The organism is uncultured Methanobrevibacter sp., assembly GCF_902788255.1.
GTDB lineage: Archaea > Methanobacteriota > Methanobacteria > Methanobacteriales > Methanobacteriaceae > Methanocatella.
This window is the reverse complement of record NZ_CADAJR010000033.1, coordinates 1-25,794: the sequence shown is the minus strand read 5'-3', so window position 1 is coordinate 25,794 and position 25,794 is coordinate 1. Positions and strand designations below refer to the sequence as shown.

Genomic DNA, 25,794 nt, shown 5'->3' with positions numbered 1-25,794 from the left:
AAACTCATCAATTTCCAGGTTTCCGATGGTTGAATTTACAAAATTTATAGGATCAAAAGTAATATTTACAACATATTTCCGGGTTTCCATAATGTTTTTCAGGGTTTGGGTACCGACAAAAAGCCTGCATCCAAGCTTGTCTTTGCCTTTGCATACAATTCCTATTGGAGCGGCATTTTTTACACCCTCCTTGCTCATGGTAGTGTAAATCCCCTCATATTTCTGTCCTTCTACAATTCCAATATCTGTCAAATCAATAGCCATTTTATCATCCCTACTAATTTACATTTTCAATATTACTATCTATTCTTAATCTAATTAAAAATTATTGTCGAAAATTCTTTGATTTTATATGATTTTAAATAGAAGAAAAAAGAAAAAGCCAAAAAATAGGTAAAAAAATAAAATAAACAACAGTACTGCCTAATATTTAAAGCAGGTACTGGTCTTTTTACTGTAACAGTTGTTGCAGCTTTGACATATTGACTCGCCTTTGCCGTTTGCCTTCCAGTCTGCCAAAAAGTCAGCTGTGCAACAAACGGTTTGGACATTGACATGAACTCAACATCAGTGTGGTTTAAGACATCATTCATTGAAGCCATATCCCTTAGGGATCCACCCAAAATGACCGGAATGTCAACCTCATCAATCAATTTGTCAACATATATCAAAAATGGATTTTTTTCAGCCCCATCATATAAATAGGATATTGTACGTGCAGTCAATTGAATACTGTCAGCACCGGCTTTTTCAAGTTCCTTTGCCACATTAAGGCTTTCTTCAGCAGTCATTCCGTCCTTTCTCACATCCCACGGATTGATACGTATACTTACATGGAAACCAGGCATGGTCTTTTTGATGACCTTGATGATTTCAGAAGCGATTCTTACACGGTTTTCAGTGTTTCCACCGTATTGGTCCTTTCTTTGATTGAAGTAAGGATTAATGAACCTTGTCAGGTAGAAATTGTTTCCCATATCAATTTGAATACCGTCAAAACCTGCAAATGAGAATTTTTTGGCAGCCATTATCACTTCCGCCTGGAGTTTCCTTATCCCTTCAAGAGTCAAGTCATTTGCTTCAGCCTTTTGGTTGTCACCGTCATCATAGTAAAAGAAAGCCAATTGACCTAAAACCGGAACATCATGGTTGTGGCAGATATCGGTTATCATCTTATAATCCTTAACGAATCCAACATAGTTCAGGCTTGATGAGTATGGAGCGAAACGGTCCTTATGATCCAATACAAACATTTCAGATATGATTAAACCGGTTCCTGAACTTGCAATCTTTTCATATCTGTCATAAATTGCAGGTGAGAGAAATCCTCCTTCCTCAGTTTCAGTTTCCCATGTTCCTGTTCTTACAATTCTACTGTTAAGTTTAAAATCTCCAAATTCCACTTCATCAAAAATATCCTTCATAATAATCGCCAAAATAATAAGTATATAAATTAATTAAGCCTTAAAAATATATAAATCAATAAGTAAGTTTAAAGTTACTAAAAAAATAGAAATAAGAGGTAATCTATTTGATTACCATTAAGCATCCTTCTTTTTTGATTTCATCACCAGGAGCTATAAATATCTCTTCAACAACACCGTCAACTTCGGATTGGATATTGTTTTCCATTTTCATAGCTTCTATAACGCAGATGACATCACCGGCACTGACTTCATCGCCAACCTCAACGTTGACCTTGATGATAGCACCTTGCATTTCAGACAGGATAACTCCTTCCTTATCCTTACAAGGGTCGTCGTCGCCCCCACCGGTTCCGATTTCGATTCCAGTAGGCAGGATTTTAACATTGAATATGTCTCCATCCACATCAACATTGTATTCGTTTGGAATCTTATCACTGATGACAACCTGACCGGCTTCAGATACAGGAGGACAAAGTTTTTCCTCTTCAGCTTCACCTTTAAGGAATTTTGGAGCGATTGGAGGATATAATGCATATGTTAAAGCATCTTCATCGGATTTTACAAATCCTGCCTCTTCACCTTCTGATTTGAATTTTTCAAATTCATCCTCAAGCAGGTCTGCTGGTCTGCAGGTGATTACTTCCTCATCACCGAGAATTTGTTTTGATATTTCAGGGTCAACAGGAGCTGGAGGTTTACCATACATTCCTTTCATGTATTCTTTAACCTCATTTGATACAGTTTTGTATCTTTCTCCACCTAAAACATTCATTACTGATTGAATACCAACAATCTGACTTGTTGGAGTTACGAGTGGCGGATATCCCATATCTTTTCTGACACGAGGCATCTCATCCAGCACATCATGGTATCTGCCCATTTCGTTTTGCTCTTTCAATTGTGAAATGAGGTTTGAAAGCATTCCACCAGGAATTTGGTACAGCAATACATTAGTGTCCACACTTTCTGAAATTGGGTCAATCAAACAGCCATATTTGGTTTTCAAATCATCAAAGTATTTTTTGATTGCTGTCAACAATTTCATGTCAAGTTTGGTGTCAAATTCTGTTCCCTGAAGTGCTGCAACCATACTTTCGGTTGGAGGCTGTGAAGTACCCCAGGCAAGAGGTGAGATGGCAGTATCCAAAATGTCCACACCAGCCTGACAGGCAGCATAATAACTGATTGGAGTCATTCCGCTGGTACAGTGGCAATGCAAATCTACAAGCAAATCAGTCTCTTCTTTCAATTTTGTTACCAAATTATAAGCGTCAGTTGGAGTGATTAAACCAGCCATGTCCTTAATAGCTACAGAATCACAATCAAGTGCTTCCAGATCTTTTGCAAGCTCTACAAAATTATCTAATGAGTGTACAGGACTTATTGTATAACTTATTGTTCCCTGTACATGAGCACCTTGATCTTTAGCTACTTTAATTGCTTTCTCCATATTCCTAATATCGTTTAAAGCATCGAATATTCTAAAAACGTCCACTCCGTTTTCATATGATTTTTCTACGAATTTTGTTACAATATCATCAGGATAGTGTTTGTAACCTACCAAATTCTGTCCCCTTAAAAGCATTTGGATAGGAGTGTGATTAAATTCAGCTTTGAGTTGTCTTAACCTTTCCCATGGATCTTCATTTAAATATCTTATACAGGTATCGAAAGTAGCTCCACCCCAAGCTTCAACAGAGAAATATCCAACTTTATCCATCACTTCAGCAATAGGAATCATGTCCCTAGTACGCATCCGAGTTGCAAGCAAGGATTGGTGAGCATCACGAAGAGCTGTTTCTGTAAATCTTACTTTTGCCATTAATTACACCTCTTTCTATTTTAATTTATTAAATAATCATAAATTATCCAACTATGATATTTGTTTTTTGTAATATATAAAAATTGGGTCAAAAATAGGAAATGAAAAAAAGTTAAAGAAAAAAAGTTAAAAAAAAGTAGAAATTGAAAAATTATCTTTCCAGTTCTCCGGAAATGAATTTTTCAACGTTTTGATATGCTTCATCGTCAGTGAATTGAATTGGAGGATGTTTCATGGTGTATGAGGAAATTGAAGTTAATTGTCCACCAATGCCTCTTTCTAAACCTATTTTACAACATCTTACAGCATCAATTACACATCCAGCAGAGTTTGGAGAGTCTTCCACACTTAATCTGAGTTCAATATTCATTGGAACGTCACCAAATGTGCGGCCTTCCATTCTAAGGAAACATAACTTGTTGTCATTTTGCCATGGGACATAATCACTAGGTCCAATGTGAATATCTCTGTCATCCATTCTTTCAGTTAATACGGATTGAACAGCTTCTGTTTTGGATTCCTTTTTGGAGTCCAGTCTTTCACGATTAAGCATGTTTAAGAAGTCAGTGTTACCACCAGTATTGATTTGATAGGTCTTGTCTAATTTAACTCCCCTATCCATGAATAAACTAGCTAGTGTTCTGTGTGTGATAGTAGCACCGATTTGAGCTTTAATATCGTCACCAACAATAGGAATTCCTTTTGCTTTGAATTTAGCATCCCATTCATCATCACTTACGATAAATACGGGCATACAGTTAACATATGCAACTCCTGCATCAAGAGCACATTGAGCATAGTATCTTGCTGCTTCTTCAGAACCTACAGGCAAGTAGTTTACTAATATTTCAGCACCGCTTTCCTTTAAGACGCTTACAACATCTACAGGTTCCTCGTCACTTACGACGAATGTGTATTCATCATCATATTTTGACATGTGTTCGGCCACACCGTCTAAAACGTGACCCATGCTTACTTTAACATCAGTCTTTGGAATGTCTTTCTGGAATATTGTTGTACAGTTTGGTTTTGCAAATATTGCTTCATCAATGGTTTTTCCAACTTTTCTTGCATCCACATCAAAAGCAGCTACAACTTCAATATCACTTGGAGTGTAACCTCCAATATCCCAATGCATTAATCCTATTGCATCTTCAGGATTTTTACCTTCATAATAATATATTCCTTGGATTAAAGAACTTGCACAATTCCCTAATCCTACAATCGCTATTTTTATTTTATCCAATATAAACACCAGCTAATAAATTAATAAAATTATACTTTAATAAATAAAATACTAATATTATGTTATCTAATATACTTTATATAATTATTGTTTTGCAGCAATTTAAATTAAAGTTATTTGAATTCAAAATTTTTTTAAGATAAACGATTGCATCATCGAAAGATATTTGCGTAATAGGTTCTATGTGAATCGTGTTTCAATGCACTCAGTATAAAAAAAAGTTATATGATTATTATTCCAAATATTATAATGATAACCTAAAATGTTGCGGAAAAAAATTTGAGGAAACAGTATGAATCCATATATTGAAATTTTAAGACCTGGAAATGCCCTTATGGGTGCAATAACAATCATTTTAGTTGCATTGATTGATAAAACTTTAAGCATACCAATAATTTTGGCAATGATGGCGGTATTTTTTGAAACCGCTGCCGGAAATGTTATAAATGATTATTTCGACTACAATATTGATCTGATAAACAAACCCGAAAGGCCGATTCCCTCAGGCAGAATTTCACTTGAAAACGGTGAAAAGTATGGATACCTTCTCTTTTTAGCCGGAACGGTATGCGGATTTTTAATTAGCTACATTACAAACAACTGGATCCCATTAGGCATTGTGCTTTTTGCAGACATCGTACTATACCTATATGCATACAGGCTAAAGTCAACCCCATTGGTTGGAAACCTTGCTGTCGGATTCATGACAGGTTTCGGATTCGTGTTCGGAGGATTCTGCATAAACAACCCAAACATCATAATGACCTCAATATTTTTGGGATTCTTTGCATTCGTCATGACAACCGCACGTGAAATAATAAAAGATATAGAGGATATTGAAGGAGACAAGGCAGACGGAGCAAAAACCTTACCTATAATGATTGGGACTAAAATCCCGGCACTGCTTGCAACAGTACTGATTTTGATTGACTGCGCATTATGTCCTTTATTATATTTTTACCATGTATTTGGAGTATTATATCTAGTCATAATAGCAGTTGCAGTAATTTTATTCCTATACAGCGCTGCAATAATTGTCAAATCACAGGATGAAAAAACTGCAGGAAAATCATCTAAATTTTTAAAGATCGGAATGCTTATCGCATTCGTTGCATTTGCTGTCGGTTCATTCTGATTTTAAAATATCTTTGAAAAAGTTTTATTATCAAAATAACAAATAATAGTATAATGTTAAAAGATTTTAATTTAAATAAAAAAGATTACTACTACTTGGCTATAGTTACAATATTCAGCATTGCACTAACCTGCAATTATATAATATTTAACTATAATTTTGGAATATACTGTTCGGACGTTTATGTGTATCTTCTAAATGCGATTTACTATTCCACAGGAGAAAACATACGTTCTACAGGAACAATCTACCTATCCCCGTTAGTCTGCTTTTTGACATCAATATTATTCAGATTGGGCCTTGTCGACAAGCTTGCGATATATATAGTGACAGGAGCAATCGCAATTTTCGGAAACATCGGGTTTTACATACTGCTTAAAAGATATTTCAATGAAATACTGAGCCTGACCGGATGCATAGTATATTCATCCTTATCACTTTATTTGACATGGTTTGCAAACGGTACTTTGGACATTCCTGCAGTGTCAATGATAATCTGGACTGCACTGCTTGCAATTATCGCAATCAAGGACAATCCCAAATTCTACAAATTTGCAATATTGTTTGCGGTTTTAGCAATATTTACAAGATATACAGTACTTCTTGTACTTCCGGCGATGCTTTTATATTACATTCATGAAAAAGGATTTAAATTAGAATCACAGGACTTAAAAGAAATTATAAAAGGAATTCTACTCGGACTGGTCATCGCAATTATTGTAATTGGAACTGTTTATACAATGGGAAGCGGACAGTTCGGTGCCAGTGGAGAGATATCCGGCGGAATCAGTGGAACATTGGGTTCACAAAAGGATCCTGCATACAATCCGGACGTAGCATATTATGTTTCAAATTTCGCCAATTTCATTTCAAACACAAATACAACAATGGAGGGAAATCCTACCCTTGAAAATGCCACACCACTATCCTGGGCAGTTATTGGAATCATAATACTTGGAATGGGATTGTGGATTTACAACAATAGAAGAGGATTTGAAAAAAAAGACCTTATTCCAATTGCATTCTTTATACTGGCGATTTTAAGCTTTACAAGAATAAGCTCAATAGTTACCACATTGCTGGTTCTAATCGGCATCTACTTTATGGGCCGCGAGAGTGAACATAAAACCGTTTATTTCATGCTGGCATGGATTTTTTCAAACATAATCTTCTACAGTTATTATCCAATAAAGGTAAACAGATACTTATTGCCAATATTTCCGGCAGTGATCTATTTCCTCTTGCTTTCAATAGATACAATAAATGAAAAAATCAAAATAAACAAAAACATCATCCCTCTGATATTGATAGCACTGTTCCTTATTCAGGCATTCACATTTACCATGACCTTTGAGAAAACCCACGAGTTCATGGCAATAGAGGATGTTTCAGATTATATCAAAGACAACAATCCTGATTATGAAAACATGAGCATTGGAGTGTTTAATGTAAGGGCATTCAACTGGTGGCTTGGGGAAAACCTTCTTCCAATATCAAGTACCGATGAAGCACTAATCGATTCCTGCAATGCAACGTACTACATCTCAAATAGAGTATTGGATAACGTTACCAACTATACTGAAATAAAAGAAATCGATAACATTCACATATATGAAAAAATTGTCTAAAATGAATATTATTAAAGTTATGTCCTCTTTTGTCAGCGAACATATACTCGACAAAAAAGGACAATTATAACCTTTTTTTGCGAATTTAATGAAAGTGAGTCACTCAAATATATAAAAACATTATAAAATAATGATAATTTATCTGAAGAGTTTGGACAAACCTGAAGACAATTAATAGAAAATGCCTGTACTTGTAACAAGGTTGAAAAGCAGATAGAGAGCATATACAAAAAATGCATCGATGATATTAGAAACATATATAACAAAAAAAAATTAAAAAATATAACATAAAAGCAATTTTAAGAGGATATTATGAAAGTTGTATGCTGTAAGAACTGTGGTGCAAAATACCAACTCGATGATGATGACGATATCACAACATTTGAGTGTTCTTCATGTGCAGGTGACTTAGAATATTTAGATGAATACTCTGATAATCAACCCAAAGCCGAATCAACATTTACTGACTCATTCAGGTATGACAATTCATATATTGTTCAATGTCAAGACTGTGGATTGAAATATAAAATCAAAAGTAGCGACAGCATACTTGATTATGAATGTGACAGTTGTGGAGGTTCTCTAAGATATTTGGATGACCAAATGAACAAAGAATTGGACAAATATCTTGAAGAAAGGCAAAAAGAGATTGAGACAATCAGACATGAATCTAAAGTTGGAAAACCAACATCTGAAGAATTAACAAATGAAGAACCAGATCGTTCTTTAAAATCATTTACGGACAAACTTGGAGACTTTTTTTCAGAAGAACATATGTTAAGAATTGCAGATGATGAAAAAAGAGAAGAAGAAGAACTTGAAGCAGAAGAAATTATTCCAAAAACTGCGAGAACCACAATTCCAGATGCGGTCTTATCCAAATTTGGAAAAGAATTTGCAATCCCAAAAACAAATGACTACAATGTATTGAAAAATTTCCTTAAAAACGAATTTTTCAAAAGCATGAAGGAATATTATCCGGATGATTCTAAATCAAAGAAATCTTCCGAAAGCATATTCGATAAGATAAGCATAACCGAACCGGATAATGGTGACATAATCCCTGAGAAAAATTCCATCAAAAATCCTGACCCTGGATTTGACCCAAGTGCCCTGGACACAAACAACATCATACTTGTTGTTGGTATAGCTATTTTCTTCATAAGTATTATTGAAATTCTTTTAATAAATAGTGGTATTGGAATTGTCACCATATTTATTGGAGTCATAATGCTTATCTTTGGACTTTACAAGACAAGAGATGTAAAAGAAACTGAAGAGAGAACAAGAATAATCAGAGAACACTTATTAACTCTCTCAGAAGAATACTATGTATTCTATAATTTAAAAACTCCTACATCCCATTCTGGTATCAACCACGTTGTTGTAGGTCCGACTGGAATCTATGCATTATTATCACAAAAATACAATCCAAAATTAAGATTGGAAGCTGAAAATGAAAACTTGAATATGATTGGTTCAGCTGAATTGGATGAAGATAAAATTGAAGAGATTCCTTATGACGGAAACAAAAGAAGATTTAGATACACTACCAAACAAGCTAAATTTTCACAGGACAATAAAATCAAACAAAAAGCACTTACTTTGGGTGAAGATTTAATTAACTTCTTGAATGATAATAATATCAAAAATTGCTTTGTTGAACCGCTAGTTGGTTTTATCAACAATGAAGTTGTTGTAATAAATATGCCTTTGACTGATGAAGACTTATTTATGGAAGAACTCTTGAATAAAATCAAAACTAGCACAATCAAATTAGATCAAGAAACCATCGACAAATGTGCTGTTTTACTCAGCAAATATTCTGCAGACTGTTCTGCAGAATTTTAATTTCTTTTTTTATAAACTGTTAGAATCATATAGACTAATGTTCTCAAAACACCAACATCACTCTAACATCTCAAAATTAAGTATGGAATCTTTCGCAATATCCACTTTTGCAGTTTTTCCAACTACATTTTCAATTTCTGACGGATAGATTCCTGTTCCAGGACGCTTGAAAGTCAAATCATCATAAGTGATAATTTCACCATTACCAATATCCCTGGCCGCAACAATAGACCTTCTTGCCTGACGCCTTGATGACGATTCACAGATTAATGGTTGCTTGTTGCGTTTACCGTTAATCCTTGATAAAAATTTAATATTGTCTTGGAATTTGACTACATCAACGGGATCCATTGCATGATAATGGTCATTGCCCTGTAAAGTCTTGTCAAGGGTGAAATGCTTTTCAAGTATTTTAGCACCGTAATTGTAGGCAGTTGTTAGTACTGCCATCTCCTTGTCTGGTTTTGTATGGTCAGAATAACCTATCTCATAATCCGGAAAGTTTTCAGCCAGATCCTTAATCATCAGCAAGTTGGCATCCTCATATGCTGTCGGATATGATAATACACAGTGCATTATTGCAATATCAACTGTTGAAACCTCCTCAATTGCATTTACAGCCTGTTTGATTTCATTTATAGTTGATGCTCCTGTTGAAAGAAGAATAGGTTTGTTTTTGCTTGCAATATGTTTGATAAATGGAATGTTAGTCAAATCAGATGATGAAATCTTGTAGACATCCATAAACTCATCCAGATAATCTGCAGATTCAAAATCAAAGGGAGTTGACATGAATGCAATTCCAACCTGCCGACAGTATTCAGCAAGTTCACGATATTCATCCACACCAAACTTGTCGAATTTTTTAAAAAACTCATATTGAGATGGTGTGGGCTCTTCTGAAAGGTCCCAATAGGCAGAAGAATTTTTTGATGCAATAGTATCTGCCTTATAAGACTGAAACTTAACAGCATCGACACCGCATTTCTTAGCCTCATCAATCATGAATTTGGCCGCATCCATATCTGACATGCCCTCCTTTTGAGCAATGTCATAAAAATTGACACCAATCTCAGCAATCAGATAAGGATATTTGTTAAAAATATTCATATTAAGTCCTCTTCAAGATAAACTTACGGTATTCTGCACGAATGATTGCCCAAATATTTTCAAAGCCGTTTTTTAAATCAATATCGAGCATTTTTTGGTTCATTTCTACCCTCAATTCAAAGTTATTTACCAAATTCACAAATGCGTCAATGATTTCCTGCATTCCAATTTCAGTCCCGAGCCCCAGGTTTATAAAACCGTTGTTTTCATTTGCAAAGACATGTGACATTTCCCTATCATTTTGACACATGCATATTGTTGGAACACCCAGTGAACAGACCTCATACATTGTTCTTCCGGCAGAAGTGAATATGATGTCTGCCTTAAACATGAATTCACTGATATCTGAGACATCCCTATAAATCTGAACGGATTGATTTGGTTCGTATTTCTCAATCAGCCTTTCCAAACCATCATATCCCAATCCCAATACCACATTGATTCTTCCTTCATAATTTGTGGATAAAATGGAATCGATTACCTTTTCTGTAAAATTATTAGGGTCAGTTCCTCCAAATGCAATCAGAACATTGTTTACTGCCTGAGTAATACTCTTTTGAGGCTGGAAGTAGAATTCATCCCTCAAGACATAATATTCATGGCCTGTAAATACCCTATCTTCACCGATTTCGTGTTCGTATAGTGCATCAAACACCACATCGGCAACTGCAGTGCCTGTTCCCAAATCCTCAAAGTTTACAACGAAAAATCCTTCATCCTTTAAAGATGTGACATACTCAGCGGTTGTGTCCAATATATCATTAATCACCAATTGTGGAGAATATTCCCTTAAAATATTTAATAAGTCATCTTCACCGTCATAAAGCTTAAAAGGATAATTGTAACTGTCAACAAGGTCAATTCCAAGTTGATGCTGTTCGTCAAGCAGGAACAGAACATCATGGAAAACAAGTTGGGATGCAATTGACAGACATCTGTACATATGTCCGGTTCCAATCTCATCATAAGCATTTACAACAATTGCAATCTTTTTCTTTTGAAGATATTTTTCTGCAATCCACCAATCCTCATAATTGTCAATGTCAACACTTTCTTGACGTGAAACTTCAATCAAATCAAGATTAGTTCCTAAACGTGAATCTTCATGTACGAATTGTCTGCGTGTTGCTAGGATTGCTCCTGTTTCTCTGAAATCCTTAGGTAAGTATTGCCTGTTTTTTCTTTCTATGTAATTCGGGAAGTATCTTTCATTTGCTTCATCATATCCCCAACTCAAACGCCTATCATCAACAACAGAAAGAACAGTATCTATAGCAAAATCTTCAAATTTCTCTATTGCAGCATCAAGAGTTGATGTTTTGAGTAACGGAGATGTTGGTTGAAGTGTGATTACAATATCATATTCATCAAAAGTCAATTTCTCTTTTTGAACCATTGCCTCATATACAACAGGGTCAAGAGATACATCATCGCCAGCCAACTCAGGAGAACGTCTGATGACACTTGCTCCGAACTTTTCTGACAACAATGCAATTTCAGAATCATCAGTAGAAACCACGACATCATCAACATAATCAGATGACTTTGCTATGTCAATGGAATAGGAGATTAAAGGTTTATGATCAAGCAAACGTATATTTTTACGAGGAATACCTTTTGAACCTCCTCTTGCAGGGATAACTACCAGAATTTTATTATTGTTAAACATGATTAATCCCATAAAATTTAATTAATACAATAATAATATATTTACAATATAATATTAAATCTTCGGTGCTAATATGACTATGAAAGAAATGTCAAAAAAAATTTTAGATAAAATCAATGAATTGGCCACCCCTGTAAAAATAATGCACGTGTGTGGCTCTCATGAACATACAATAATGGAAAACGGAATAAGAAGTTTGCTTCCAGAGGAAGTGGAAATCATTGCAGGACCGGGATGTCCTGTATGTGTCGTTCCATCACGTGAAATTGATGAGGCATTGGAACTTATCGATAAGGGAGTTACTATCACCACTTTCGGAGACATGTTAAGAGTACCGGGTTCAGAAAGATCCCTTGCAGATGCAAAAGCTGAAGGTGGAGATGTGAGAGTTGTATATGGAATCAACAGAGCAATAGAAATAGCTGAAAAGGTAGACAATGATGTTGCCTTCATCTCTGCAGGTTTTGAAACAACCGCCCCTACAACCGCAGCGGAACTTCTTGCAACACCTCCTGAAAATTTCTCAGTGCTTTCATGTCACAGACTGATTCCACCTGCAATCGACTTTTTAATCAACTCCGGTGAAACAAGCCTAAATGCTTTAATCCAACCTGGACATGTATGTACAATCATCGGAACCAAACCATTCGAATACTTCTCAAAAGACTATGGTATCCCACAGGCAGTAGCGGGATTCAATCCATTAGACATTCTAATGTCAGTGTACATGATTTTAAGACAAATTCACAATGAAACACCAAAAATAGAAAACGAATACAAAAGGGCAGTTAGAGAAGAAGGAAATACCGTTGCAACAGACATGATCGAACAGGTGTTTGACGTTGAATCAAGGGAATGGAGAGGATTTCCAAAAATACCAAATTCCATTCTTGAAGTCAAAAAGGAATTCGCTGACTTCAACGCCCGTGAAAAATATGACATTGAAGTCAAGGATGTTACAGAAGCTCCTAAAGGATGCATCTGCGGACCTATTTTAAGAGGTCTTGCAAGACCTGAAGACTGCAAACTCTTCAGAAAGGCATGTAATCCTCTACACCCAATAGGAGCATGTATGGTAAGTAAGGAAGGAACATGTAACATTGCACACAGATACTCAAGGGGATAAAATGGCAATAAAAGCAATTGCAGTAGACATTGACGGAACAATAACTGACGAGAAAAGACAAATCTGCATATCAGCAATTGAAGCATTAAGAAAAGCCGAAGAAAAGGGAATTCCCACAATCATAGTGACTGGGAATGTCGTCAATTATGCATATGCCATAGAAGTGTCAATAGGATGCAGCGGAGGACTTGTAGCAGAAAACGGAGGAGTTGTCTTCAAGGAAGGTGAAAACAACAATGCAGTTGAAACAATGGTTGAAAGAGACTTTGTAACTTCAGCTGAAGACCACCTTAAAGAAAAGCTGGGCGAAGAGTTCAACAGACACGCATCCCATGACAACATGTACAGATTGACCGAAACAGTATTCTACAAGACCATTGACAAGAAAGTCATAGAAGATGCACTTAATGATTTCAAATACAAGGACAATCTTGAAATATATGACAGCGGCTTTGCACTCCACATTACCGACAAGCGTGTCAACAAGGGAACCTCACTAAGATACCTGTGTGAAAGAAACGGAATAAACATGGAAAATGTAATGGCCATCGGAGACAGTCAGAACGATGAGGATTTCCTAAAGGAAGTTGGCCACAAGATAGCAGTCGGCAATGCGGATGACAAATTAAAAGAAATAAGCACATACACCTGTGAAAATTTCTTTGGTGACGGAGTAAAAGAAGCTATTGAAAAATTTGTATTGTAGTGATAAGATGATATACGAAATTGCAGAAGATGTGAAAAAAACACTAGAAAACAAATGTGACGATTACGAGATTTATCTAGATGAAAACAAAACTATAGAACTGGATTCACGTAAAGATGAGCTCAATTTTGCAAAAGAAGAAATTGAATTGGGCATTGCAGTTAGAGTAATTAAAGACAACAGACAGGGTTTTGCTTTTACCTCAAATATGGACAAAGTGAGCGAAACCGCCCTTCAGGCCATTGAAAATACAAAACTGACCAAAACTGATGAAAATTATGCATTTGCAGAAGTTGAAACAGTTCCAGACGTTAAGAAAGTTTATGATAATAAATTCAAGGATTTGAGCCTTGATGAATCAGTTGAATTTCTAAAAGACACAATCAACATGGCCAATGACAGCGGATGTGAAGTGACAGGTTCAGGTTTCAGCGCTAGTGCCGGAAGATCCTTGATTGTGAATTCAAACGGAGTTTCAATAGAAGATAAGGGAACCGGATTTGGATTAGGACTGTCCGTAATTATCCAAAAGGAAGGCAAGATTGCAACAGCATACAATTCCCAATCCTCAAGATTCTTTGATATCGATGGTGAAAAACTGGCCAATGAAGTATGCAATCTGGCAAAAAGCTCACTTGACACAAAACCTGTAGAAACTGGAGATTACAGCGTAGTTCTCGATTATTATGCTGCAGTAGGGCTCATGAACACATTCATAAATGCATTCGATGGTGAAAACATCAGAAGAGGGAGATCCATACTGAAAGATAAAATCGGTCAGGAAATCGCAAACACCAACTTAACAATTACCGACAATCCCCTTCTTGAAAAGGGAATGCTGACCTGCAAATGTGACGGGGAAGGCAGTGCAAGTCAAAAAACCGACTTAATCAAAAACGGAAAATTGAACTCATTTATCTATGACATCTACACTGCAAACTGTGAAGGCGTAAAGACTACCTCAAACGGAATGAGAGGAACCTATCTCACAACACCTATGATTTCACCAACAAACCTTGAATTCAAGTTCGATGAAATGAAAGACCTCTCTGAAATTGACAACGGAGTTTTAACAACCAGTGTATTGGGAGCACATACCGCAAATCCAATCTCTGGGGACTTTTCAGTAGAAGCTAGCAATGCATTTAAAATAGAAAATGGTGAGTTGACAGATCCGATCAACAAGGCAATGATTTCAGGAAACATATTTGAAATCATGAAAAACGTTGAAGGTCTTAAATCCGAAATCAAACAATACGGTTCATTCATAATTCCAAAACTCTTAGTTCATAACTTAAGAGTGGTTGGTCAGTAAAAAAAAGAGATTTGAGAAAAATTAGATTTTTTTTAATTTTTCTCTATACCTATTAATGGTATCGTGTTTGAACTCAAGTTCCGAATACTCCTGATTAATCTCGTTATTTTCATCGAAAAATTTAATTTTATCATTGACCGCACGGTCAATTTCCTTGTCCAATCTTTGTAGTCGCTTGGTATAGGAATATTCTGTTTTTCTCATTTTTATATTGGATTTTCTAGAAAGCCTTTCAACTTCCTTTTCAATATCCACTTCTTTTTTAGCCATGATATCACCTACATTTCAATGATAGGCAACTGAATTTCTGTAATATATTCCTTTTCGTCATCACAGTTGTGGAAATTTTTAATGAGAACCTCTTTAGGTGAACCTATGATATCATAATGATTGGCCTGAGCCACTTCCACCAATTGAGCATAGGTATCCATGATATTGTCTGTAGGACCGTAATGCTTACCTGCCAATACCTTATTTTCAATCATGTCAACGACACGAATCCTGTCGGTTTCATCAGCATCATCTTTTATGGCAATGCTCACATCATAAACAACATCACCCTGGTTGACTTCATGTCTTGGTGAGAAATAAACGATGAAAGGTTCTCCTTCAGTTTCAATCTCTTCAGCATCAACCCAACCCATCAATATTGATAAAAATACTCCTAACTCTTCAATTGGAGTTTTACAATTAATTACTCCTAATTTTTGTTCTGGAATTACTTTTACTTCATAATCCATAATAACACCTACTTAAATTATAACCTTAATTGAATAAATAAACTTCTACTTCTTCGCCTTCGTCAACAAGTTCGACAAGTTTTGGAATTTTCACATAACCGTCTGCTGTAGACAGTGAGAATATAGCTCCTGAATCCTTGAATATAGGATGGACCTCGTCTCCTTCAACCCTAACAAGCTGATACTGCATCCTTCCAACCTGGGAATGGATTCTTTTTGTGATTTTTCCTTTGATGGTATCCAATTCAAAGTTCCTGTCAATACCTGCAAGCCTTGTTAGAGGTTCGGCTACAAATGCATTGAATATCATGAGTGCGGAAACAGGGTTTCCAGGAAGACCTATGACAATCTTGCCATCGATTACACCAACGATTGTCGGTTTACCTGGCTGAACTGAAATACCGTGAATGTAAACTTCACCAAGCTCATCGAGAACATGCTTTAAAACATCTCCAAGACCGGCTGAAGTTCCACCGGAGCAGAATAGCACATCAACTTCCTGAAGGGCACTTGTGATTTTTTCCTTGACCTCATCATAGTCATCATGCATTACCCCTAAAAATTTGGCATCTGCACCACAGGAAACTGCATCGTTTTTAATCATTCCGCCATTTACGTCATAGATTTTTCCATATTCAAGTTCTTCACCCTGAAGTGTGATTTCATTTCCGGATGAGAGTATACCAACACTCGGTTTTTTGTAAACTTCAATTGTTTCAAAACCCTGGGAGAGCAAAACACCGATCTTTCCAGGATTCAGGAAATCGCCCTTCTTAAGGATAAGGTTACCCTCTTCAATGTCGGAACCCTTTTTGGCAACATCCTGTGTAGGCACAGCAGTGGTTAATAAATTAACCTCACCGTCCATCTTTTCGGCATATTCAACCATTACCACAGCATCAGCGCCCTCAGGCATGGCCGCACCTGTACTGATTTCAATGCACTTACCCTTCTCGACCTTTTTATCGGTAGTTGCACCCGCTTCCAAAAAGTCAATTACCTCCAAAGTATTTGGTGACTCTTCGGATGCACCAAAGCTGTCTGATGAGAGAATGGCAAAACCATCCTTCAGTGTCTTGTCGAATGGAGGAAAATCCATTCTGGAATAGACATCCTCAAACAATATCCTGCCGTAAGCTTCGCCGACATCAATTTCTTCGCTTTGAGCTGTCAAGTTTTCATCAAATAATTTTTGAATAATATCAATAGCTTCATCACATTCTTTAATTTTTAAAAATTCAGTTCCCATTATACCACGTTTATAAAAAATACAATAAATTAATATATAATATATTGATATAAATATAAATAATTTAATCTTATGGAGAAAAATTGTATTATTATTTGGAGGAGAGTATTTGTCTAAACCTAATAACAACCAACAACAAGAATATAGAAGAGTAAGGACTCCTAAAAAAGGAGAAATACCTGGAATAGTCGAACAAATCATGGGACACGGAAAGTTAAAAGTTCGTTGTGCAGACGGAAATATTAGAATGACCAGAATCCCTGGAAAAATGAAAAAACGTATTTGGATTCGTGAAGGAGACGTCATTTTAGTAAAACCGTGGGATTTTCAATCTGACGAAAAGGCAGACGTCATTTGGAGATACACAAAAACCGAGTCCAACTGGCTTGAAAGAAAAGGCTACCTAAAAATGTAGTCTTACCTACTTATTTTTTTGATTTTAATGGATCCGAAAGTAGCTAAAGCAGACAAGAAACATGCAAAAATCCACTCAGAAAAAAGAAGAAAAGACAATTCTGAGAGAAAAACCGGAAACGAAATCTTCGACAAGATTACTTTAGAGACATTGTACAAGCTGGCTAACCAAGGATACATTGATATTTTAAATGGTGCAATAAGTACCGGAAAGGAAGCGAATGTGCTTACCGGCATCACCGATGATGAAAAATTCGTTGCAGTGAAAATCTACAGGATTGCAACATCTGATTTTAAAAAGATGGATTACTATCTCAAAGGAGATCCGAGATTTAACGTAAAAACCAAAAACAAAAGAAAAATCATATACTCCTGGGTTACAAAAGAGTTCAAGAACTTAACCAGACTCCATTCCGCAGGAGTGAATGTTCCCGAACCGATTACAAGTGCAAACAATGTTCTGTTAATCGAATTCATTGGAGACGAGGATGGAAACCCGGCACAGCCCGTTAAAAACCAGCCACCACAAAATCCCGATGACTTCTGGAATCAGCTATTGGTTCAACTTAAACTCTTTGTAAACGAAGCGAAACTGGTTCATGGGGATTTGTCAAATTACAACATACTGAATTTAGATGAAAAACCGGTCATAATAGACGTTTCACAGTCAGTGGTCCTTGACAACCCGATTTCAAAGGAACTGCTTGAAAGGGACATAAACACCCTCATTCGCGAATACACAAAACTTGGCGTGAAAACAAGTTTTGAAGAAGTATGGGAATATGTCAATCCTAAATTTTAGGCTCAATTATTATGAAAGATTTCATACACCGACATATAATAACAAACTAATTTTTTCAACCCCTAATCAAAACATTTAAACATTCCAAACTAGAAAAATATTAATAATTCTATTTAAAAGGTGATATTATGCCAGAAACAGATTATTTGAAAATACCTCAAAACAGAGTGGGGGCTTTAATCGGAAGCAATGGTAATGTTAAAAAATCCATTGAAAAAGCAACTGGAACCATCCTTGACATTGACAGCGATGAAGGTACAGTATATATCACACCTAGAGATGACATGGAAGACCCATTAGGAGTCTGGAATGCAAATCACATAGTAAAAGCGGTAGCACGAGGATTCAATCCGGAAGTTGCCCTCAAGCTAGTGAGTGATGATATTTATTTAGAAGTTATAAGTTTGCCATTATACATTGGAAAATCCAAAAAGGCCCTTGCAAGACACAAAGGTAGAATCATTGGAAAAGACGGAAAAACACGTGAAATAATCATGGAAATGGCTGAAGTTGATATGGCAATCTATGGAAAGACCGTTTCACTCATCGGTGAGATGGACAACATCATGGTTGCAAAGGAAGCCATTGAAATGATACTTAACGGATCAAGACACAAATCCGTCTACGGATTTTTGGAACATAAAAAAGAAGACTTGAAAATGAGAGAATTCAAGGATCTTGTCGGAATTGAAGACGATAAAATCGAATTCAAGGACGGCATAGACTTTGATGAGAATGATTTTTAGGAGTTATTACTCCTAAAACCTATTTTACTATTTTTTAATATTATTGATGAATATCATGGAAATAACATCTGTTTAAATAACTTATAAAAGCTTTACATATAAATCAGAGCAATTTTACAAAGCTAGAACAATTTTACAAGGTCAGACAACTTTTTTGTTATTTCAGATATCAAGACCCGATAAGCCACAATATTCTTATCAAAGAAATATTACCCAATTAATAGCCATTTAATTAAACTTTGCTATAAAAAAAATATTTTACCAGAAAACTTTTATATACTTTAACCAACATATATAGATAGCATAGTACAAATACTATATTCTTTACATGTTTTTAAATTATTATTTTACCACATATTTAAACAAGACAGATAGGGTAGGGTATGAATATTAGTTTTCAAATGCTCTCTCACTTCATTTAAATATAACCAACATAATACATTTAAACATATAATTTTAAAGGAGGAAAAATTTTGGCTCAAGAACAATTAGGACTTGATTGGGAAGAGGACTTTCAAAGGTTAACACCATCCCAATTCTTTAGAAAGAACAAGCAGATGTTAGGATTTACAGGTAAAATACGTTCCCTAACAATTGTTTTCCACGAATTGATTACAAACAGTTTTGATGCAGCTGAAGAATCCGGAATTCTGCCAGATATCGATATTGAATTAAAACGTGTCGATAAGGAACATTATATCCTAAGACATAAGGATAACGGTCCGGGAATTCCTGAAGACTATGTGATGCAGGTATACTGTATGATGTTTGCAGGATCAAAATTCAGAAACATCCAATCCAGAGGACAGCAAGGTTTAGGTTGTAGTGGATGTGTACTGCTTTCACAGATGACCACCGGTAAACCTGCCCGTGTAATTTCATGCTACAAAGACGGCGATGAAATTAAAGGGGTAAAAATGAAATTCCAGATGGATGTGGAAAACAACCGTGGAATTTTGATGGAAAGAGAAGACTATCCTGCTGAATCAACAGGAGTATGCATTGAACTGCAATTTAAAGACGTGTCATACTCTCTTGCAGAACAGGGTGCTTTCGAATACATCAGAAGAACCATGATTGGAAACCCTCATGCAAAAATCACATTCAGAGATCCATCAGGACACAAATATATATTTAAGAGGGCGGCAGATGTTGTTCCAGTACAACCAAAAGAAGTATTGCCACACCCTAAAGGAGTAAGCGCTGACGATTTAATGACCATGGCAAAAAATACCGATAGCAGAAGATACAAAAGTATGTTAACATCTTCAATGTCAAGAATGTCAGCTAAAAGAGTGGATGAAATTGCAGAAATGACTGGAATCGACATGAACAAACGTCCAAAAGATATGACATTCCCAGAAGCGGAAGCTATTGTGCACTGCTTCAAGAAAATGAAATTCATGGCACCACCAACCGACGGACTTATACCAATCGGATCAGAGCAAATCGAAAAGGGTATGAAGCAAATCCTAAAACCTGAATTCGTTACCACAATCACAAGAAAACCTGTTACCTATGCAGGTGGTGTATCATTCATTATCGAAGCGGGACTTGCATACGGTGGAGATTCCGGAAGAGTTGTTAATGAGAAAAGAAAATCTGAAATCATGAGATTTGCAAACAGAGTCCCATTAACATTCGATGCAGGAAGCTGTGCAATTACAGAAGCGCTCAAAAGTATTGACTGGAAACGTTACGGTCTTAAAGATATGGACAACACTCCTTTAACATTATTTGTTAACATTATTTCAACTCAGGTACCTTATCTTTCAACCGGTAAGCAAAGTGTATCCCCTGAACCTGAAATCGTGCACGAAATCAGACAGGCAACAATGAAATTAGCCCGCCAATTACAAAAACACTTAAGGGCTAAAAGAGCAGCTAAAGAAAAAGAACAACGTTCAAAAGTATTCGAAGAATACGTTCCAGTGATTATCGAAGAAGCTGCAAAACTTGGTGAAACCGGAGTTCCAGAATATCATGAAGTGCTTGCAAAGGTTACCAAAAGGGCTCTTGCAGAACTGCTTGGTGAAAAGGTTGAAGAAGACGAGGAAGAAGAAGAACTTGATGCAATCATCATGGAGGAAGTTGACGAGTACGGCCATGCAGTTGAAGAAGGTCAATCCGCATTAGACAACTTCGAAGAAGATGATGTAGAAGATGGTTTTGAAGATTAGGTGATTTAGATGAGTGAAACAAAAAACAGAGAATCACATAAAGAAGAAAGAAAACAGTACACTCTCAATAAGCTTAAAGGATTAGGTCAGGAAATTATTGAATCCATTGAAGAAAATAAAGTGCCAAGTGTTAAAGTCCCATCAAGAGGTACTGGAAACATCATTTACGATGAAGCTAAAAGGTACTATGTGCTTGGAGACAGATACGGAAGAAGATCCTTAGGTAATGTTAAACAAATCAGAAAATTGGGCCAAATGGTTTATGTAGGTAACTTCTGTAAGGATCTCGTAGCCCGTGAAAAAACAGCTACAATCAGGGAAATGTATTATGTATCCGAAGGTTGGGGAATAAGTTTCAAAACACAGCAGGAATCAAACATTGTTGGAGAGGACTTAGAAGTAACCTTAGGTACCACACGTGAAGAATTAGGTTTAATGCCAGAAGAAGACGGTGCATCAGTTTACGGAGACCTTACCTTAATAGACGAAGTAGAAGTCAATGCCGCCAAAATGGGAAAATCCGGTTACACTATCTCACCAACAATCGATCAGGTGGACTTCGTTGACCACAAAGTGGATAAAGTATTAGCTGTGGAAACCATGGGAATGTTCCACAGGTTGGTACAAGAGAATGCTCACAAAAGATTTAACTGTTTAATTGTTGGGCTTAAAGGACAGGCAGCTCGTGCTACAAGAAGATTCCTTAAAAGAGTGAACACCGAACTTGACTTACCAGTATACATCTGTAACGACGGAGACCCTTGGGGATTCCACATTGCACAGGTAATTATTTCCGGAAGTGCAAAGTTAGCTCACGTTAACTCAGACCTGGCAACTCCAGATGCTAAATTCATTGGAGTTACCGCATCAGACATCATCAACTATGATTTACCTACAGATAAATTAAAAGACGTTGATGTAATGAGACTTAAAGAGCTTTCAAAAGACCCAAGGTACAAAGGCGATTTCTGGCAAACTGAAATCAAGAAAATGCTTAAAATCGGTAAGAAAGCAGAACAGCAATCTTTCTCAAAATACGGTTTGGAATACGTAGTAGACGAATATTTCCCAGCCAAATTTGAAGAAATGGAAAATCAAGCATAGTCTTGATATTTTCCTCCTTTTTTTATTTTTTTAAATACAACCATACCAAGAATTCATTATATATCAAAGATAATGTTTATATACTATAAAATTAATATACCCCTATAGGTATAGGATGTGTTAAATATGAAAGAATGCATGGACAGTGAAAATCTACACAGAAGAATCAAAAAAATCATCGGCCAACTGAATGCAATTGACAGAATGATCGATGAAGACATACCTTGCGAACAGATATTAATGCAGATAAATGCATCAAAATCAGCATTGCATAAAGTAGGGCACATTATTGTTGAAGGCCATCTCGAACACTGTGTCAAACAGGCCATTGAAGAGAATGATGCCGATGAGGCAATAGGGGACATTTCATCAATTCTAGAATATTACTCCAGACTTTAATTTTTTTTAAAATAAGTTTATACCCTATTGGGTATACCTATACTGGGAGGTGTTAAAATGAACCTGACAAGGAACCAGAAAATTGATATTTTACTGATTGCACTATCAGCATTAAGCCTGATTTTAAGTTTCACATTATCTATCAATTACATTTCATGGATTGCAGTGGCATTATGCGGAATACCAATATTTAAAGAATGTATTGAAGGATTAATAACAGAATTTGATATCAAAGCAGATTTGCTCGTAACAATTGCAATCATCGCATCAGTGATCATTGGAGAGGTTTTTGCTGCGGGCGAAATTGCAACAATCATGGCAATTGGAGGATTTCTAGAAGAATATACCGTATCAAAGACTCAGGGAAGAATAGAGGAACTTGTCAAAATGACTCCTCGAGTTGCAACAAGAATTAAAAATGGAATTGAAGAGAAAATCCCTGTCGAAAAAGTGGAAATAGGAGACATACTGAAAGTGCTTCCAGGAGAAAGCATTCCAACAGATGGAACAATAATAGCCGGTGAAACCTCAATTGACCAATCCACATTAACCGGAGAATCCTTGCCAGTAGATAAAAAAGAAAATGACCAAGTATTCAGCGGAACAACAAACCTTTACGGATCGTTTTCAATGGAAACCACAAAAGTGAGTGAAGACAGTGCACTTCAAAGACTGATAAAATTGGTAGAATCCGCCTCTCCTGAAAACTCCAAAATAGTCAGACAGGCAGACAAATGGGCAACCCTGATTGTGGTAATCGCATTTACCGCCTCAATATTGACATACCTATTCACATTTGAAGTAATAAGATCAGTTACAATCCTGGTCGTATTCTGTCCGTGCGCACTGGTGCTTGCAACACCAACAGCAATAATGGCATCCATTGGAAACCTGACAAAACATGGAATTCTTGTTAAAGATGGGGAGTCCATAGAAGAGTTGTCCCGAATAGATGAGCTGGCATTCGACAAAACCGGAACATTGACATATGGTGTTCCCGAAGTGGTCGAGGTCATATCCGACAAACCTAAAGAGATGTTATATCTACTCACTTCCTTGGAATCCAAATCCGAACATCCACTTGCAAAAGCAATAGTCAAATATTATGACAGCAATGAATTAGCGGAAGTTAATGACTTCAAAATGCATATCGGGATGGGAGTTACCGGAACAGTGAACAACTTAAAAGTCATTGCAGGAAATAAAAAGCTATTGAAACAGGAAAACATTAGTTTAAAATATGATAAAGAACCTGAAAACAATGAAATTGAAATATTTGTGGCAAAAGAAGATGAAGTAATTGGAAAAGTTCTTTTAGCCGACACATTGCGTGAAAGCTCTAAAAGAACAATCAAACAGCTGAAACGTTTAAGAATCAGAACCACTTTACTCACAGGAGACAATGAAAAGACTGCCAAGGCAATAGCCGAGCAGGTGAAAGTCAGAAGAGTAAGGGCAAATTGCCTGCCCGAAGACAAAATGAACTATATAAAACAGGAACAAATTCTTGGAAACAAAATCGCAATGATTGGTGATGGGCTAAACGATGCCCCCTCACTTAAAAAGGCAAATGTCGGAATAGCAATGGGCAATATCGGAAGTGACGTGAGTGTCGAAGCCGCAAACATAGCCTTAATAAAGGACAACATAGAAGACATTCCCCATTTAATTGGAATTGCAAGAAAAACCATAAAGACAATAAACATAAGCATTGCATTTGCACTGATATTGAATGTCGTTGCAATGGCACTGGCAATTATGGGACTACTCGGACCAATTGCCGGAGCATTGGTTCACAATATCGGATCCGTGATAGTAATCATATATTCAACAACCTTAATTAACTACAAAATTTCAGATAAGGATTACATGAAAAGCAAAAAGTTAGGCATAACTAAAACTTTAAATAATCGAATGACATAAATATTTACATCAAAAAGGTGATTTATTATGGCTGAAAAAGAAATCAAAGTAGTGGGTATGCACTGCCCATCATGTGTAAAAGCTGTTGAATTATGTTTAGAGGATGTTGATGGAATTGATTCTGCAAAAGCAGATTTAGATTCCGGTGTAACAACAATTACAGTGTCCGGCGACGTAAGTGACGCAGACATTAATGATGCTGTCGAAGAGGCAGGTTTTAAAGTAGAATAAATCTACTTTATTTTCTTATTTTTTAAAAAAACTCTTTTAGAATTTCAGTTATTTTTTCAATATTTTTACCGACCAGCAGATTATGCCTGACATTATCAAAAACAACTAATTTGGAGTTTTGAATATTATCCTGCATCTCTTTTTGTTGCGAAACTAAAAATATTCCATCATGTTTTCCCGCTAAAACTAATGTTGGAGCGGCAATTTCACCCAATTTATCCTCAATATCAAATTTTCTTGTTGCATCAATAGCTTTTTTAATAGCTAAATTGTTTACAGAAGCTGACGCAACATCTTTTATTAAATCCAGTTCTTCCCTATTTTCCTCGATAATGTCCGGACACAATACCAACGGAAGGATGAAATCATAAAATTCTTCAAAACTTTCATCGATGGCTGTTGAAAATTTATCCAATACTTCATTTGAATGAGAATTGATGCAGGGAGCTGTTGACATCAAAACAAGAGATGAAACCATAGAAGGATATTTTACTGTAAAATCTAGTGAAATAGCTCCTCCTAAAGAAAATCCGACCAAATTTACCTTTTCAATACCCAATTCATCCAAAAGATTCTTTAAATCATCAGTTAACAAATCAATACTTATATCATCATCACCCAATTCAGACTTGCCATGACCTCTCAAATCATATCTGATAATATTATAATCATTTTTAAGACCTGCAACTAAAGGTTCCCAATAAATCAAGTTATCAGAAAGGCCATGAATAAAAACAATTGTTTCTCCATTTCCTTCAATGTTAAAATTCATTTTAACCATAATCATCACACCTTATATATTATACTCATTTTCCCATTTAAAACATTACTATAATCAGTTAATCAGAACAGAAAAATTAATCAATGCCGTCAATTTAAGAATTTCATTATAATACTTTAAATCAGTATTATGAAAATATTAAATTGTATTTTAGTGTACTATCCTTTAAGAATTTATCATTTTTAAAATT

24 protein-coding genes are annotated in these 25,794 nt (G+C 35.9%); 14 read left to right on the top strand and 10 right to left on the bottom strand.

The features are described 5' to 3' along the window. From QZV03_RS09565 to QZV03_RS09550, 4 genes are all read right to left on the bottom strand, one after another. The coding region (locus QZV03_RS09565; RefSeq protein ID WP_296876236.1) for a DUF447 domain-containing protein at positions 1-264 on the bottom strand (264 nt) is incomplete at its 3' end. A 50-nt stretch (positions 265-314) separates the two neighbouring features. After that, entirely contained in the window at positions 315-1,424 is a 1,110-nt protein-coding gene (locus tag QZV03_RS09560) for a tRNA-dihydrouridine synthase (protein ID WP_296876234.1), read from the bottom strand. A 103-nt stretch (positions 1,425-1,527) separates the two neighbouring features. Next, on the bottom strand, positions 1,528-3,249 hold the full coding sequence (gene oadA, locus QZV03_RS09555; protein ID WP_296876232.1) for a sodium-extruding oxaloacetate decarboxylase subunit alpha: 1,722 nt from the start codon (positions 3,247-3,249) through the stop codon (positions 1,528-1,530). 151 nt (positions 3,250-3,400) lie between these two features. Next, positions 3,401-4,495 (bottom strand): inositol-3-phosphate synthase, encoded by a 1,095-nt coding sequence (locus QZV03_RS09550; protein WP_296876230.1) that lies wholly within the window; start codon positions 4,493-4,495, stop codon positions 3,401-3,403. Between the two features lie 292 nt (positions 4,496-4,787). On the opposite strand from QZV03_RS09550, the gene QZV03_RS09545 reads away from it, so the two are divergent. The 3 genes from QZV03_RS09545 (at position 4,788) to QZV03_RS09535 (ending at position 9,109) form a co-directional block, all read left to right on the top strand. Then, the gene (locus tag QZV03_RS09545; RefSeq protein WP_296876228.1) at positions 4,788-5,630 is read left to right on the top strand and encodes a UbiA family prenyltransferase; all 843 of its coding nucleotides are present in this window, start codon (positions 4,788-4,790) and stop codon (positions 5,628-5,630) included. A 53-nt stretch (positions 5,631-5,683) separates the two neighbouring features. Further along, positions 5,684-7,258 carry a glycosyltransferase family 39 protein gene (locus QZV03_RS09540; protein ID WP_296876226.1) on the top strand — a complete coding sequence of 525 codons (1,575 nt, stop codon included), beginning with the start codon at positions 5,684-5,686 and terminating at the stop codon, positions 7,256-7,258. Positions 7,259-7,570: 312 nt separating this feature from the next. Then, positions 7,571-9,109: an NERD domain-containing protein gene (locus tag QZV03_RS09535; RefSeq protein ID WP_296876224.1), complete on the top strand. Its 1,539-nt coding sequence runs from the start codon at positions 7,571-7,573 to the stop codon at positions 9,107-9,109. 57 nt (positions 9,110-9,166) lie between these two features. Here the strand turns inward: QZV03_RS09535 and QZV03_RS09530 are convergent, their stop codons facing one another. Both QZV03_RS09530 and QZV03_RS09525 read right to left on the bottom strand, forming a co-directional pair. Next, positions 9,167-10,219 carry an N-acetylneuraminate synthase family protein gene (locus QZV03_RS09530; RefSeq protein ID WP_296876222.1) on the bottom strand — a complete coding sequence of 351 codons (1,053 nt, stop codon included), beginning with the start codon at positions 10,217-10,219 and terminating at the stop codon, positions 9,167-9,169. Position 10,220: 1 nt separating this feature from the next. Next, positions 10,221-11,888, bottom strand: a complete 1,668-nt coding sequence (locus tag QZV03_RS09525; RefSeq protein ID WP_296876220.1) for a cytidylyltransferase domain-containing protein — start codon at positions 11,886-11,888, stop codon at positions 10,221-10,223. Between the two features lie 79 nt (positions 11,889-11,967). Here QZV03_RS09525 and hypD point away from each other — a divergent pair, with 79 nt between their 5' ends. From hypD to QZV03_RS09510, 3 genes are read left to right on the top strand one after another with little or no spacing between them, the layout of a single operon-like run. Then, positions 11,968-13,014 carry a hydrogenase formation protein HypD gene (hypD, locus tag QZV03_RS09520; protein ID WP_296876238.1) on the top strand — a complete coding sequence of 349 codons (1,047 nt, stop codon included), beginning with the start codon at positions 11,968-11,970 and terminating at the stop codon, positions 13,012-13,014. 1 nt (position 13,015) lies between these two features. After that, positions 13,016-13,720 carry a phosphoglycolate phosphatase gene (locus QZV03_RS09515; RefSeq protein ID WP_296876217.1) on the top strand — a complete coding sequence of 235 codons (705 nt, stop codon included), beginning with the start codon at positions 13,016-13,018 and terminating at the stop codon, positions 13,718-13,720. Between the two features lie 7 nt (positions 13,721-13,727). Next, positions 13,728-15,035: a TldD/PmbA family protein gene (locus tag QZV03_RS09510; RefSeq protein ID WP_296876215.1), complete on the top strand. Its 1,308-nt coding sequence runs from the start codon at positions 13,728-13,730 to the stop codon at positions 15,033-15,035. Positions 15,036-15,056: 21 nt separating this feature from the next. Here QZV03_RS09510 and QZV03_RS09505 read toward each other — a convergent pair whose 3' ends face one another. From QZV03_RS09505 to glp, 3 genes are read right to left on the bottom strand one after another with little or no spacing between them, the layout of a single operon-like run. Beyond that, positions 15,057-15,305 (bottom strand): hypothetical protein, encoded by a 249-nt coding sequence (locus QZV03_RS09505; protein WP_296876214.1) that lies wholly within the window; start codon positions 15,303-15,305, stop codon positions 15,057-15,059. A gap of 8 nt (positions 15,306-15,313) precedes the next feature. Next, positions 15,314-15,775 carry a GyrI-like domain-containing protein gene (locus QZV03_RS09500; protein WP_296876212.1) on the bottom strand — a complete coding sequence of 154 codons (462 nt, stop codon included), beginning with the start codon at positions 15,773-15,775 and terminating at the stop codon, positions 15,314-15,316. A 25-nt stretch (positions 15,776-15,800) separates the two neighbouring features. Then, positions 15,801-17,024, bottom strand: coding sequence for a gephyrin-like molybdotransferase Glp (gene glp, locus QZV03_RS09495; protein WP_296876210.1), 1,224 nt, complete (start codon positions 17,022-17,024; stop codon positions 15,801-15,803). Between the two features lie 109 nt (positions 17,025-17,133). Between glp and eif1A the strand changes: the two genes are divergently transcribed. From eif1A to QZV03_RS09455, 8 genes are all read left to right on the top strand, one after another. Next, entirely contained in the window at positions 17,134-17,439 is a 306-nt protein-coding gene (eif1A, locus tag QZV03_RS09490) for a translation initiation factor eIF-1A (RefSeq protein WP_116592325.1), read from the top strand. Between the two features lie 27 nt (positions 17,440-17,466). Continuing rightward, positions 17,467-18,240: a serine protein kinase RIO gene (locus QZV03_RS09485; protein ID WP_296876207.1), complete on the top strand. Its 774-nt coding sequence runs from the start codon at positions 17,467-17,469 to the stop codon at positions 18,238-18,240. 128 nt (positions 18,241-18,368) lie between these two features. After that, positions 18,369-18,986 carry a KH domain-containing protein gene (locus QZV03_RS09480; protein WP_296876205.1) on the top strand — a complete coding sequence of 206 codons (618 nt, stop codon included), beginning with the start codon at positions 18,369-18,371 and terminating at the stop codon, positions 18,984-18,986. 473 nt (positions 18,987-19,459) lie between these two features. After that, positions 19,460-21,166, top strand: coding sequence for a DNA topoisomerase VI subunit B (gene top6B / locus QZV03_RS09475; protein ID WP_296876204.1), 1,707 nt, complete (start codon positions 19,460-19,462; stop codon positions 21,164-21,166). Positions 21,167-21,175: 9 nt separating this feature from the next. Then, entirely contained in the window at positions 21,176-22,270 is a 1,095-nt protein-coding gene (locus QZV03_RS09470) for a DNA topoisomerase IV subunit A (RefSeq protein ID WP_296876202.1), read from the top strand. 126 nt (positions 22,271-22,396) lie between these two features. After that, on the top strand, positions 22,397-22,669 hold the full coding sequence (locus QZV03_RS09465) for a metal-sensing transcriptional repressor (protein WP_296876200.1): 273 nt from the start codon (positions 22,397-22,399) through the stop codon (positions 22,667-22,669). A 57-nt stretch (positions 22,670-22,726) separates the two neighbouring features. Beyond that, entirely contained in the window at positions 22,727-24,592 is a 1,866-nt protein-coding gene (locus QZV03_RS09460; RefSeq protein ID WP_296876189.1) for a cation-translocating P-type ATPase, read from the top strand. Between the two features lie 27 nt (positions 24,593-24,619). Continuing rightward, entirely contained in the window at positions 24,620-24,823 is a 204-nt protein-coding gene (locus QZV03_RS09455; protein ID WP_296876187.1) for a heavy-metal-associated domain-containing protein, read from the top strand. A 22-nt stretch (positions 24,824-24,845) separates the two neighbouring features. Here QZV03_RS09455 and QZV03_RS09450 read toward each other — a convergent pair whose 3' ends face one another. Continuing rightward, entirely contained in the window at positions 24,846-25,604 is a 759-nt protein-coding gene (locus tag QZV03_RS09450; RefSeq protein ID WP_296876185.1) for an alpha/beta fold hydrolase, read from the bottom strand. Positions 25,605-25,794: the final 190 nt, after the last annotated feature.